General features: G+C 47.6%; 13 protein-coding genes and 2 pseudogenes. 8 read left to right on the forward strand and 7 right to left on the reverse strand.

Going from position 1 to position 13,062, the window contains the following annotated elements:
- Positions 1-2: 2 nt before the first annotated feature.
- From LBPC_RS01825 to LBPC_RS01835, 3 genes and pseudogenes are all read right to left on the reverse strand, one after another.
- Positions 3-671, reverse strand: a complete 669-nt coding sequence (locus LBPC_RS01825) for an amino acid ABC transporter permease (RefSeq protein WP_003563355.1) — start codon at positions 669-671, stop codon at positions 3-5.
- On the reverse strand, positions 668-1,354 hold the full coding sequence (locus LBPC_RS01830; protein WP_003604355.1) for an amino acid ABC transporter permease: 687 nt from the start codon (positions 1,352-1,354) through the stop codon (positions 668-670). The genes LBPC_RS01825 and LBPC_RS01830 overlap by 4 nt, the downstream gene beginning before the upstream one ends.
- Positions 1,355-1,781: 427 nt before the next feature.
- A pseudogene (locus tag LBPC_RS01835) lies at positions 1,782-2,015 on the reverse strand (MFS transporter); the annotation flags it as partial.
- A gap of 111 nt (positions 2,016-2,126) precedes the next feature.
- Between LBPC_RS01835 and LBPC_RS01840 the strand changes: the two are divergent.
- A complete protein-coding gene (locus LBPC_RS01840) occupies positions 2,127-3,047 on the forward strand; it encodes an IS30 family transposase (RefSeq protein WP_003574021.1) in 921 nt (306 codons plus the stop codon).
- 19 nt (positions 3,048-3,066) lie between these two features.
- Here the strand turns inward: LBPC_RS01840 and LBPC_RS16305 are convergent.
- A pseudogene (locus LBPC_RS16305) lies at positions 3,067-4,104 on the reverse strand (MFS transporter); the annotation flags it as partial.
- Between the two features lie 401 nt (positions 4,105-4,505).
- On the opposite strand from LBPC_RS16305, the gene LBPC_RS01850 reads away from it, so the two are divergent.
- The 6 genes from LBPC_RS01850 to LBPC_RS01875 all read left to right on the forward strand — a co-directional run bounded on the left by LBPC_RS01850 (position 4,506) and on the right by LBPC_RS01875 (position 8,514).
- Positions 4,506-5,036, forward strand: a complete 531-nt coding sequence (locus LBPC_RS01850; RefSeq protein WP_003573566.1) for a DNA-directed RNA polymerase subunit sigma-24 — start codon at positions 4,506-4,508, stop codon at positions 5,034-5,036.
- A gap of 74 nt (positions 5,037-5,110) precedes the next feature.
- The gene (locus LBPC_RS01855) at positions 5,111-5,263 is read left to right on the forward strand and encodes a YvrJ family protein (protein ID WP_003661552.1); all 153 of its coding nucleotides are present in this window, start codon (positions 5,111-5,113) and stop codon (positions 5,261-5,263) included.
- A gap of 9 nt (positions 5,264-5,272) precedes the next feature.
- On the forward strand, positions 5,273-6,040 hold the full coding sequence (locus LBPC_RS01860; RefSeq protein WP_003661553.1) for a GH25 family lysozyme: 768 nt from the start codon (positions 5,273-5,275) through the stop codon (positions 6,038-6,040).
- A gap of 210 nt (positions 6,041-6,250) precedes the next feature.
- Entirely contained in the window at positions 6,251-6,754 is a 504-nt protein-coding gene (locus tag LBPC_RS01865) for a TetR/AcrR family transcriptional regulator (protein ID WP_003583259.1), read from the forward strand.
- A 4-nt stretch (positions 6,755-6,758) separates the two neighbouring features.
- Positions 6,759-7,820, forward strand: a complete 1,062-nt coding sequence (locus LBPC_RS01870; RefSeq protein ID WP_003661554.1) for an ABC transporter permease — start codon at positions 6,759-6,761, stop codon at positions 7,818-7,820.
- A gap of 4 nt (positions 7,821-7,824) precedes the next feature.
- Positions 7,825-8,514 carry an ABC transporter ATP-binding protein gene (locus LBPC_RS01875; protein ID WP_003563376.1) on the forward strand — a complete coding sequence of 230 codons (690 nt, stop codon included), beginning with the start codon at positions 7,825-7,827 and terminating at the stop codon, positions 8,512-8,514.
- 161 nt (positions 8,515-8,675) lie between these two features.
- Here the strand turns inward: LBPC_RS01875 and LBPC_RS01880 are convergent, their stop codons facing one another.
- The 3 genes from LBPC_RS01880 to LBPC_RS01890 all read right to left on the reverse strand — a co-directional run bounded on the left by LBPC_RS01880 (position 8,676) and on the right by LBPC_RS01890 (position 11,813).
- Positions 8,676-10,046, reverse strand: coding sequence for an FAD-dependent oxidoreductase (locus LBPC_RS01880; RefSeq protein WP_003573580.1), 1,371 nt, complete (start codon positions 10,044-10,046; stop codon positions 8,676-8,678).
- A gap of 363 nt (positions 10,047-10,409) precedes the next feature.
- Positions 10,410-11,228, reverse strand: coding sequence for a Cof-type HAD-IIB family hydrolase (locus LBPC_RS01885; RefSeq protein WP_016376163.1), 819 nt, complete (start codon positions 11,226-11,228; stop codon positions 10,410-10,412).
- A gap of 315 nt (positions 11,229-11,543) precedes the next feature.
- Positions 11,544-11,813: a type II toxin-antitoxin system RelE/ParE family toxin gene (locus tag LBPC_RS01890; protein ID WP_003563382.1), complete on the reverse strand. Its 270-nt coding sequence runs from the start codon at positions 11,811-11,813 to the stop codon at positions 11,544-11,546.
- Positions 11,814-12,053: 240 nt separating this feature from the next.
- On the opposite strand from LBPC_RS01890, the gene LBPC_RS01895 reads away from it, so the two are divergent.
- Entirely contained in the window at positions 12,054-13,061 is a 1,008-nt protein-coding gene (locus LBPC_RS01895; RefSeq protein WP_003661556.1) for a LacI family DNA-binding transcriptional regulator, read from the forward strand.
- Position 13,062: the final 1 nt, after the last annotated feature.

Raw genomic sequence — 13,062 nt, forward strand, 5'->3', positions numbered from 1 at the left:
TTTTAGTGTAAGTATGTGACTTGACGCTTGATGAGATGAAAGATAGCGCTGACGAGCCAATAAAGAACTAGGTAAATTGTCCAAGCTGCTAGGTAGGCTGGAATGAATTGGTACGTTTTGGAGCCAACAAGGATGCTAGTGCCAGTGATCTCCAGCAGGCCGATGTTGTAAATAATGGCCGTACCTTTGACAATGTCCATGACACTATTGAAAACATTTGGCAGGGCAAGCGCGGCCGCTTGTGGTAGGACAATGCGTTTCATCGCCGTGCGCTTACTCAGTCCTGAGGCGAGTGCTGCTTCCAGTTGCGCCGGGTCGAGTGCTTGATAGGCCGCGCGGAAAGTTTCACCAAAGTAGGCGCTGGAGAATAGTGCGAGAGCAGCGACAGCAACCACAGTGGCGGGAATATGCAGTCCCTTACCGCCATTTAGCACAGTCGTGAGGTTCGGCAACGCAAAGTACAGAATATAAAGGACAACGATCATCGGCACACTGCGAGCAAACGAGAGATAGATGCCGACTAATTGATTGAGGATTGGCGGACGTTTGACACGGATCCAAGCGATGAGGCAACCAATCGGGATCCCAAAAAGAATTGCCAACAGTGCGATGTAAATGCTTGTCCAAACACTTGGGATGATTTGTTGCCAATCTTGCCAGAAAATCGTCATTTTGCACCTCCTGACCAAGACCGGCGGCGTTCAAGTTGGGTGAAAAATGCTTGGATAGCTGCACATATTGCCCAGTAGATGAGTGACAAGACAATGAAAACGACCACTTGCTGTTTGCCAAATGATGCTTGGGCGATAATTTGGGCTTGCTCATATAGGTCGGTGATGCCGATGACATAGACGTAGGCTGAGTTTTTGACAATTGTGATAAGCGTATTCCCGATATTTGGCAGTGCGGCCGCAAAAACCTGCGGACCTAAAATTCTGCGAATGGCTGCGATGCGACTGAAATGCAACGATGTACAGGCATCATATTGTGACTGTGGAATCGAGGCATAAGCACTACGCAGGTTTTCAGAGAAGTACGCACTGTTTTCCAATCCGATAGCAAGAATGGCGAAACTGGTTTTGGCCCACCACGAAATGTCAATGCCGACTAACTGGAATAGAAGAGGCATGCCGTAGAATACCAGCATTAATAGCAATAAAACTGGTGTTGCCCGCATGAGACTGACGAACCCGTTATAAAGCAATTCCAGAACGCGCGAATGGCTGAAATGGACCAACGAGATTAATGAGCCGAATACAAGTACGAAAAGTGCTGATGCGCCAATGATCCAAAATGTGATGCCTAAGTATGGTGCTAAATGCTGCAAAACTTCGAACAATGTTGCAAACCCCACCGCTACCAACTCCTTTGCCTGTTTAATCAAAAAAAGATCTTCGCCCCTGTATGTTTAATACAGGGACGAAGACCTTCGTGGTACCACCCTAATTCTTGGCTGGGATTGCTCCCGCCAACTCAACAACACCGTCAAAACGATGTCTGGGACGGTATCGAGTCCTGACGCGGCGCCCGCTTTCACGGTTGCCGATGCTCAGAGCTCATCTTCAGTGCTTCACCGTTCCACCCTCACACCACCGGGTAGTCTCTTTAAACGGATTCACGCTTACTCTTCTCTTCAACGCATAAGTCAATATGATGTTTTGATTAGTTGACAATGAGTATATGGTGTGTCGATTAGAAAGTCAATGGATTAGTATGAGCAATATTTATTTTTGATTGCGGAAGATCTTATTATCATTGAAAAAGTCGTCCTTTTTTGGCGGTTAATCCCACTCAGCATGCATCGTCTCAGTCATTCGCCAATAAACAATCAGACTAATAAGCGCACATAGCGAAACATAAATGAAGAAGTAACTTTCGTGATGTGCTTGCTTGAACCATAGTGCGATGTACTCAGTTGTTCCGCCAAACAAGGCCACGGTCAGGCCGTACGGAAAACCAACACCGAGTGCACGAATTTCGGTTGGAAATAACTCCGCTTTCACAATCGCATTGATGCCTAGATTGCATAATTAAAGTTACCACCCAGAAAATGTGAAAAAAGACCTGTCCGTTCTTGCTAAAATGGTGTTTGCATAACATACCATCTAGAGAGAAGGACAGGTCCCATGGCCATTATAACCTTAATTGAACGATCTCAGATAGAACTGATGCAACACCACACGATTCAATACATCGCCGCGACCTTAGGCCGCTCTCGTATTTCTATTAGGCATGAGCTTCACCGTTGCCCTGAAGGTGATTACTGCGCCATTATAGCTCAGGATCATGCCGATACTTGTCGGCATCGTTGTGGTCGGCACTCGATTTTAACGCCTAAGTTGAAGCGGATGGTAACTGAGAAGCTAAACCTAGGTTGGTCCCCTGAAATGGTCGGTTATGCCGTTCACTGTGCGCCACACACGATTTACCACTGGATTTATCAAAGACAAGTCGATTTTCAGCCAAGCCAACTCTTTGATCACGGTAAACGTCATAAAAGAAGACAAGACCTTCGGTCGCGCTATAACCAAGCAGTAGGCACCTCAATTGAGATTCGCAGTGAGTCAGCTAACCGGCGAACCGAAAAAGGACATTTAGAGATGGATACAGTTCGCGGTGGTCGCGGGTCAAAGGCTGCTGTTTTGACCATTGTCGATCGGGTGACACGTTTAATGGCGACAACTAAGCTTGAAAACTTATCACAAAATGCTGTTCTCAAGGGATTTGCAAGACTGATGGTGGACTTTCCGGGTCCGGTTCGATCAGTGACGGTTGATCACGGTAAAGAGTTTTCCTGCGATCAGGCGCTTACAAAGCGCTATCGGATACCGGTTTACTTTTGCCACGCCTATCACCCGAATGAACGGGGCACAAATGAACGGTTCAATCGAGAACTTCGCTACTATTTCCCGAAGGGAACACAGTTTGATCAGGTTTCAGAGACCGATATTCAACAAGCCACAGCGCTTATCAATAACAAACCTAGAAAATGTCTCCGTTGGCAAACCCCAGTTCAAGCAGTGAGCAAGCCTCTTTCTAGGTGGTAACTTTATTATTGCAATCTAGGATGGAGGTATAGCCAGTGACAAGGATGAGACCGACTAACATTAGCAGGAATGCCATCAGTGGGGTTTTGGTGGTTTGCATCAGCCAAAATAGTGGGACCGTCAAGACCGTGCTGCTGATCCCGAAAAAGAAGAGCAAGGGGCGTCGGCCGATGTGATCGGATATGTAACCCGCCAAAGGTTGAAGGCACATGAAGATGAAGAGGGCGGCGAAGTTGATTAACGCCACGGTTCCTTTGGGCAAGCCAACCGAATTGATCATGAATTTTTGCATGTAAGTTGTGTAAGTATAGAAGCAGATAGTGCCGCCGAGCGTCAGGCCAACCACGGTCAGGATTTGCTTGGGATACTTAAGTAAGGCGCGTATCGTGCCAGCTGATTGGCGTTGACTGGTGGACATGTGCTGAAACTGGTTTGACTCGTCCATCGATAGTCGCAGCCAGAGAACGAGTAGAGCACCGGCTGCACCGATGGCAAATGGGATGCGCCAACCTCAGGAGCTGAGTTCTGTTTCAGTCAAGTACATCTGCAGGATAATCTGAACCCCAAGTGCGATCAATTGGCCGCTGACTAAGGTGACGTATTGAAAACTTGAATAAAAGCCGCGGCGTGAAGGCTCGGCCATTTCTGACAGGTAAGTAGCGCTTGTCCCGTATTCACCGCCAAGCGACAGGCCTTGAAACAGCCGAATGACCACTAACAAAACAGGTGCCCAAATACCAACTGTCTGATAATTTGGCAATAAGGCAATTAACAGCGACCCGCTGGCCATGATTAGGATGGATAAGGTCAACCCGGCCCGGCGCCCGTGGCGATCAGCATACCGGCCCATCACAAGGCTACCAATCGGCCGCATCAGAAATCCAAGTGCGAATACTGCCGCAGCATCCAACAGTTCACTCGTTGGATCATGACTTGGAAAAAACGAGGGGCTGAAGTAGACAGCAAACGCGGCGTAAACGTACCAGTCGTACCACTCAATCATATTGCCGAGCGATCCTTTAAAAATATTGGATGCGATCTTGCGCGAAGGCTGCATGGTCAATCCCCCTATGATGTGAAGTTGCCGGACAAGCTATTTTTACTAATGGAAAAAATGTACGCTTTTTTCAAATGTTTATCTATCTCTTGTGTAACATTAATTAACAACTGTGAAATTTCGTGGTTTTCAGGCTGACTTGACGATCAATACGATACTGGTGGATGCGCGATAGGACGATTTTGGCCGATCGCGTTTTTTGATGTTTTTTTCCTCCGCAATTATCGTGTCGCGCGCTAATGGTTAAGCGATCTTTTGGGGATTCTGCGCTAGTGCAGACATATCGCTTTGATTGGTCAGCGTTTTGGTTACTTGATTGCGATCACGACAACTAACTCGCTGCCCGCATAAACTAAACCCATCGATATCGAAAGACACTAGGCGCCGGATGGGATTAGGAGATGGCACAGGAGGAGGCAGGATTTGCATTGTATCTCGCACATCAAGGGGTGGTGTATGCAGCTTTGGCGCAGTTGGGGATTCGGCGTGATCGAAGTGATTTTCAGGATTGGCGTGATGATGGGATGTTGGTGTACCTCAACTACTTCAACCGATATCGCGATCCATTGACGGATGAGGCTGCCATTCGCAAGTTTAATAAGCTGGCATGGCATTTTGTTTATCTGACGTTGATGCAGCGAATGCAGAAAAACCGGCAGCGAAGCGTGATTGAGCGGTTGCCAAGCAATATCACTTTATTGCAGAAAACGACTTTTGCCAGCACTGTTTTGAATGTGCAGACATCGCTGGAATGGGATGGTCAGCTGCAACGACTCGCGGCTATTTTGACGCCTATGGAGCGAACAGTTTTGGGCTTGCGATTGGCTGACTTGTCTGATGCTGGCATCGCAGGTCGATTACAGATTAGTCGGCAACGAGTTTTGAAGATACGTAAGCAGTTGCAGGCCAAGTATCGGCAGATTGTCGGCTGATGGCAGGATGGTTTCTATTGGATCGGTTCATGCTCACTTGAACATTTTTGGCGTAACGAAAAGAGGAATAAGAGATGGATAAGGAATTATTGACGTATGTCTTAGATCAGGCGGTTGGCGTTGTGATTGCCGTGTTTTTACTGACGCGGATCGAGCGGCGGTTGGATATCCTGATTACGAGTATTGAGAAATTCATGACAAAGTTGGATGCAAAGGACAAGTTGTAGGAGGCCGAGATGGTGATATTAATGGCAGATGTGAGTAGCTGGCAGCCGGAATCGGACAGTTGGTTTCGTCAACTGGCGGATGTTGGTGTAAAGGCAGTGGTGGTTAAGTTGACAGAAGGCACCACCTACCGCAATCCCAAAGCTGCGGCACAATTGGCAGCCGGTCGGCGAATGGGGATGCAGGTGCATGGTTATCATTACGCGCATTATCACAACAGTGCTGATGCCGTGGCGGAAGGACGGTTTTTCGGAACTACGGCCAAGGCTTTGGGGATACCCACGGAATCGGTCATGGTGGCGGATGTGGAGGACCCAAGTTTAACCGGCGAGTTGACGGGCTTGACCAATGTTTTCCTTCAGACGGTCAAAGCGATTGGCTATCCCCACACGGATCTGTATACCATGACTAGTTGGCTGACCACGCGGCGCTTTGATCGGGTCGCCTTGATCCCGAAAAATCTGTGGCTTGCCAGTTACGGCGTGAATCAACCGGGCGTTGATAATGTTGGCACATGGCAGTTCACGAATAACTTTCAAGGGCTAGGTGTTGATATGAGTTACGACTTTTTTGGCCACTATACAACGCGTCTCACTGGCACACTCAACGATGGTGTCGCGCGCGTGCCAACGATTCGGTTTCATACCGTGCAGCCAGGGGAGAGCTGGTGGGCGATTGCGCACCAGTACGGACATGACATGGACAAGAAGCTGGCTGCATTGAATGGCAAGACGATTTTGAGTGTGATTCACCCTGGGGATCAGTTACGGGTGAATTGATATCCCCGTGTTCAAAGAAAGCTGTTGACTGGTCAAGAAGACCGAACAGACAGCTTTTTTTCTAGGATATCAAGTTGTTTTAAAAGATGAAAATAACAAATTCAATAAAAAATCACAAAAAGATTGCGTAAAACATGTTGACACGGTGTCACTTTCCGTATAAACTACGAATTATCAATTAGTGACACCGTGTCACCACAGGGGGCAATCATGGCATCTACTACTTTTCAACATCTAGATGCAGCTAAACAACAACGGGTCTTAGCTGCACTCATCACAGAATTTTCTCAATATCCGTTAGCGCAGGCGCAGGTGGCGCGCATCGTGAAGCAGGCTGATATTGCCCGCGGTGCTTTTTATAAGTACTTCACGGATCTAGATGACGCCTATCGCTATGCCTTTGGACAGGTGATCGGGCGGTTGCATGCGGGTATCACGGGTCCGACCATGCGGCAAGATCCATATACGGCAACAGCTGATTTTCTGCATGAGGCTAGTGAGAGTCGTGACCGGGATTTCATCCGCTTGCATTTCACTAAAAATAGCGGGCTGGTGAATGTGGCCCGGCCACAAGTTCCCGCAGATGCAACCGACTGGGCTGTCGCGTCGTTATGCCACAGTGCGATTTCTGAGGTACTGGCTGATCCGGCTGACGCGACCTTGATTTTGGCACATTTGAAGGCAGCACTTTCTCAGCTGCAAGTTAAGGAGTGAAACAATGTATCTTTCATTAAAAGAAATCTGGCATGAAAAATTACGCTATGGCTTGATCATCGGTATGATTTTGCTGGTGACTTACCTTGTATTTATTCTCAGTGCGTTGGCTAATGGGCTTGCCCAGCAGAATACGCAAGCAATCGAGTCCTGGGACACATCGCGGGTGGTGTTGGCAAAGGACTCGGATATCAATTTGAGCCAGTCGCTGCTGACGTCGGAGCAGACAAAAGCGATTAAGCTAGGCAAGTCGCAAGCCTATGTCGGTACAATCGGCGCGGTTGCGACCAGCAGCAAGCACTCGGAAATTCGTTCGACGATGGTCGGGCTTGATTGGAATCAGTACATCGGCAAGGACATGCAGCTGGTGAGCGGTCATCGCGTGCAAAGTGACAATCAAATTGTCGTGGATACACAATTTAAAAATGAAGGCTACAAGCTTGGCGACAAGGTGCGGCTAACCACAAACGGCCAGCAGTATACCATCGTCGGTTTCACGGAAAATGCCAAAATGAGTGTCGCCCCGGTTGTCTACGGCACCATGGCGACATGGCGAAAACTGCACAACTTGCCGGATACTTTTACGGCTAGCGGCATTATTTCCAAGTCGGCTGATTTTAAAGTTAACAACAGCGATCTGAAAACCTATACAGCGGATACATTTATCCAGAAGCTGCCGGGTTATTCAGCCCAAAATAGCACGTTTGCGTTCATGATTGGTTTTCTATTTGTGATTTCGCTGATTGTCATCGCGGTCTTCCTGTACATTTTGACCATGCAGAAGATTCCTAACTACGCCGTTTTACGGGCACAAGGTGTACCGGCGCGGACCCTCGTTAAAACGACCATTGCGCAAGCACTCATGCTTGTGTCATTCGGTCTGATCCTCGGTGGGGTGCTGACGGCAGTTACAGCGCGGTTCATGCCTCTGGGTGTGCCGATGATTTTCTCCGCCGGTTTAAGCATCGCAGTTGTTATTGGCATTTTGCTCACCGGCTTACTCGGTGCAATTGTCCCAGTCCGGACGATTCTTAAAGTTGATCCTGTCACAGCCATTGGAGGTTGATTGTATGTCAGCTATCGAATTACAACACATCATTAAAAATTTTAAAACGCCAACCAGCGATGTCGAAGTCCTCAAAGATGTTAGCTTCAGTGCCGAACCCGGCAGTCTTTCGCTAGTGCTTGGGCCGTCTGGTTCAGGGAAAAGTACGTTTTTGACCATTGCAGGTGGCATTCAAACCCCAACATCAGGGGTCGTGACAACCGCTGGACAGGAGCTTGATAAGTTATCCGGCAAGGCGCGTGATGCATTGCGGTTGGATAAGATCGGATTTGTTCTTCAGTCATACAACCTCGTCCCATATTTGACGGTTGGCGAGCAGTTCACTTTAGTCGACAAGATTAAGCCAAAAAACAACCTCAGTCATGAGGAACTTGATCAATTGCTGGATGATCTCGGTATTGGTGACCTAGTTAATCAATATCCGGCTTCCTTATCCGGCGGCCAAACACAACGGGTAGCAATTGCACGAGCCTTGTATCCCGATCCAGCCATCGTGTTGGCCGACGAACCAACCGCCGCATTGGATAGTCCGCGTGTGGCAGTTGTCGGACAGCTGCTAGCTGATCTGGCACATAAGCGTGATAAGGCAATTGTTGTTGTCACCCATGATGTTCGCTTAGAAAAGTTTGCGGATCGCACGTTTACTTTGTTGGATGGTCAGTTAAGCGAAGGTGACACTTCCAACGCAGCATAGTGAAAAAACAACCGTTTGCTTCGGGATGATTAACGTGGTAGATGCTTAAAGAGCCCTCTTGTGTCAGAATTCTGACACAAGAGGGCTCTTTTTGAAGCTTAATCGTTTATCTGGCTGATTGAAATGAAGACATCATTTGCCTAATGTCTTTTTAAAAGTAATTAGAATCGCGGTTCGCCTAAAGCGTGTTGCGCAGCCAAGTTCAGCAAGCTCCATTGACGATCAAAACCTGGCTGGAAGAAGAAGTCGGCTTCGGCCAAGTCTTCAAGGCTTAATTGTTGTTGAACGGCGAGTGCCAAGACGTTGCCTTGTGCAGTCACGTCGTAAGTGGACAATACTGCACCGCCTAACAGTCGATGAGTTTGCGGGTCAAAGACTAAGTTGACGCAAACCTGTGGATTGCCGTTAGCTTCTGGCACATAGTCTGGCCGCAGTGAATCGGTGTAGAAAGCGGTATGCACGTTAACGTCAGCCCGTTTAGCTGTGAAGGTGTTCAGGCCGCTAGCTGCAAAATGGTAGTCGAAAACGCTCAACGCACTGGAACCAACGACGCCCTTGAATGGCCGTGCTGGATTTTCTGCAAAAATGTTTTCGGCAAGGTAACGGGCTTCACGTCGCGCAACGGTTGCCAAGGCAATCGGCACCTTTTGTTGTGCTGGAATTGAGTAAACCAAAGTGGCATCACCGATAGCATAAACGTCTGGCAAATTGGTCCGCAGATAAGGATCGGTGTTGATGAAGCCGCGTTTATCAAGGTTAACGGTGCCCTTGAGCCATTCCGTTGCTGGCTTGATACCCGCTGCTTGAATCACGAGATCGGTTTTAACGTCACCGGCATCCGTTTTGACGGCGCTAACAGCTTCATCGCCTGTGAAGGCTTCGATCTTGACACCAAGCTTGAGCTCAACACCTTTATCAGTGAGTTCCTTGGCCAGAATGTCGGTCATTTCTGGATCCAGATAGGTACCCAGTGGGCGATCAATCATATCCAACAACGTTACTTGTTTACCAGCTTTACGACTGGCTTCAGCCGCTTCAATCCCGATATAACCGGCACCGATGATGGTGACGTGCTTAACCGCCGGGTCTTCTAACTTGGCCTTGATGTTGGTGGCCCAATCGTAGCCACGCATCAAGAAGACATTCTTCAAATCGTTGCCTGGCACTGGTAAGGAATTCGGGCGAACGCCTGAACTCAGAATTAATTTGTCATAAGGATAGTCCTGCGTCGTGCCGTTCTTCGTGTCGCGAACGGTGACGGATTTCACATCAGCATTGATTGCCGTCACTTCATGGTTGTTTAACACATGTGCGCCGCGCTTGATCAAATCGTCTGGACGAAAATTCCGAACATCATTCACATCGGTAACTTGATTTTCTAAGAATAGTTCCATCCCGCAGGACATGAACGAAACAAAATCACCTGCTTCAAACATCGTAATGTCTGCATCGGGATAACGATGCAACAGTTCTAAGACGCTTTGGTGACCGCCGTGTGATGCCCCTACAACAATGATCTTTGGCTTGTCCACAAAAATTCCTCCTAATTATGTAGTAACCGCGACTTTTCGTCATCGGCTCTATCTCTATATTAGAATAGTTCCAATCTATAGTCAATGATAGACGACAATTAATTATTGAACAATTTATTTTTAGAGACGGCTAACTTTATGCAGATGAGCTTTGGCCACGACGCTGCCTAACAGAGATCGTGGCAACTATCATGTTCAAAAAGGTGGCATCGCGTATGTTTTTTTGTAGAACATTTTTACCCAGTCAAAAGCAATCTCGTTGATGGTTCACAAAAACATGAAAAAAGCCGCTGCACTAAGATTCAATATCTCAGTTGCAGCGACCATTCATTTGCTTATTGAAATCTCATGGCGTCCTGACAGTTAGATAATCGCGAAGTGCTTAAGTGCCTTCACCACGCCATCTTCATCATTGCTTGCTGTAATAAAATCAGCACGTTTTTTGACAATGTCCTGGCCGTTAGCCATAGCAACACTTGTCCCGGCGAAATCGAACATATCGAGGTTGTTATGTTCATCGCCAAACGCAATGACATCGTCTGCTGAAAATCCGAGGTGTTGGGTGAGTTGCGCTAGGCCCCAGCCCTTATCGACGCCATGAGGCATGATTTCCAGCATAAATGGCATACTGCGAATGACGGTAAAACGATTGCCAAATTCAGTTTCGGCTTGGGGTTGAATCGCGGCAAGCTTATCTGGTTCGCCCAGTAACATGCCCTTTGCAATCACGAAGTCTTCTGGCATTTCTTGCGGTTCGCGGACCTTAATACCGGCCGTATTTTCCCATGCTTGTAAAACGGTGTAACGACTGATATTGCGATCTGCCGTATAAACCTCTCCGGCTGGCGTCAAGACGTTGCTGTCAATGCCGTTGCTAGCGACCGAAGCCGCAAAAGTCGAAAAGTCTTGATAATCCTGATGATTCAGAAACTTTTCAGCAATGATTTTGCCGCTAGCACTTTGCACTACGCCGCCACCTTGAACAATGACATATTGATCGTCGCCTTCTAGCCCCAAAGCCTCTAATGTGGCATGAACGCCGGGCAAAGGTCGTCCGGTACACGGCACAACCTTGATACCGGCAGCAATGGCAGTCTTCAAACCGCTAATTGTAGCGGGTGACAGCTGCTTATGTGAATTTAATAATGTGTCATCCAAATCAACCGCAATCAAACGGTACATGGCAGTCACACCCCTTTCTCATGCCAGCTTAGCACAGCGGGGTGGGAGGGGACAATGTGGGAAATAAACGGTGAGAAATGGCCAATAAACGCTGCTGGTAATGGCCGGACATAAAAACGACTTCCTGAACAAAGGAAGTCGCTTCCGTTCGAATGACCTTCAATAACGCGGATGACCACTCCGCAGTGATCATCGAATGATATTTTGTGCTTTACTCCAAGCACATAGTAACATGAAAGATTGTCGTCTTGCCAATTGTTGTTGGTTGTCAAAAGAAGGCGCCTTAACTTTGGTCGACAGTAGACCAAAATAACGTTAAATGTCCCCATGACGCCCCACATCCAGCAACCGTACCGTCAAATCTTCTACCCGATAGATCAGCAACCAGCTGCCTTTAATGAACAAAGCGCGATCAGGTTTGCGACTTTTGATGACATGATCGTCGTATTTTTCCGGCAGCGGGTCGCCGGTTTTCAAGTAGTTGGTGACTTGTTCAAAGTCGTTCTGAGTAAAGCGTCCAGCTTGGAGGAGTTGCTTGAGGTGCTTTTTGAAGCGTGATTGTTGTGTGAGTTGGTAGTGGGGCATGATGGACCTGCCTTTCTTGTTTTCTTAAGCGTACCGCAATGAACAACAATGGAAAAATATTTTTATCGAAGACAGTGGTGACTTGTGAAGGATTGGTTAACGTCATGTCACACTTTTAAAAAGAAATTCACAAAATTGATTTCGCTTGTTTTTGAAATCGATACCAAAAAAGCGTTGACAAGAAATCTGAAAGCGCTATATTATTCATGTAATCAAGGAGATGCGGAGGAGCGGTGAAAAATGGCAACGATTTCAGAAGTGGCAAAGTTAGCCGGGGTTTCGGTTTCAACGGTATCACGGATCATTAACCACAAACCACATGTTTCACCGCGCAAAGCGGCCCTGGTTGCCGATGCCATGGCGAAGTTGGGTTACACACCGCTTCAAGCTGCTCGACAAATGCGCGGTTCTGGCTCGCAGACGATTGCCGTGACGGTTCCTTACATTACGAACCCGTTTTTTTCAGAACTCGTTGCAGCGATTGAACGCACTGCTGATGAGCGATCCTATAAGACAGTCATTGTGCAAACATTCGGTCAGAAAAGTCACGAACTGAATGCCTTGGAATTTCTCAAGACGAACGAGGTTGATGCTGTGATTATGTGCGCAATTGAGAATGACTGGGATTTGATTAAGCAGTATCGGCAATACGGTTTGATTGGTATTTGTAATGAATACGTTGCCGATCCTGAGGTTTTGATGGTGCGTGCCGATCAGGAAGGCGGTATGTATGCGGGTACTAAATATCTCTTGAATCGTGGTTATCGCAAGCTAGCATTTTGCACCGGGCAGCAAGCTATTCGATACAATGACAAACTTGAAGATTTGAATAGTGATCGTTATCGTGGCTATCTTCGGGCATTGCGTGAATTCGACTTGGAGCCAGCGGTGGAATGGCAATTTACAGATGTTGGAACCATTGCTGATGGTCAAGATGTTCTTCAGCGCATCATGGTCATGAAGCATCGTCCTGATGCTGTGATCGCCGGCTCGGATCAAGCAGCCGCTGGCATGATTGCTGAAGCGCAGACCATGCAATTGAAGGTGCCTGAAGAGCTTGCTGTTCTTGGCTTTGATGATCAACCGCTGAGTCAGGTGGTTGCGCGGCCGTTAACAACCATTCATCAACCAGTACATGAGATCGGTGATCGTATTGCTAATATGGTCGCTGATGACTTGGAAGAAAAAACGGTTGAAGCCAGACAAGTCGTTTTACCGCTTTCTGTTGTTGTTCGTCAGTCGGTTTAAT

It is taken from the genome of Lacticaseibacillus paracasei subsp. paracasei, from assembly GCF_000829035.1.
Taxonomy (GTDB): Bacteria; Bacillota; Bacilli; order Lactobacillales; family Lactobacillaceae; genus Lacticaseibacillus; species Lacticaseibacillus paracasei.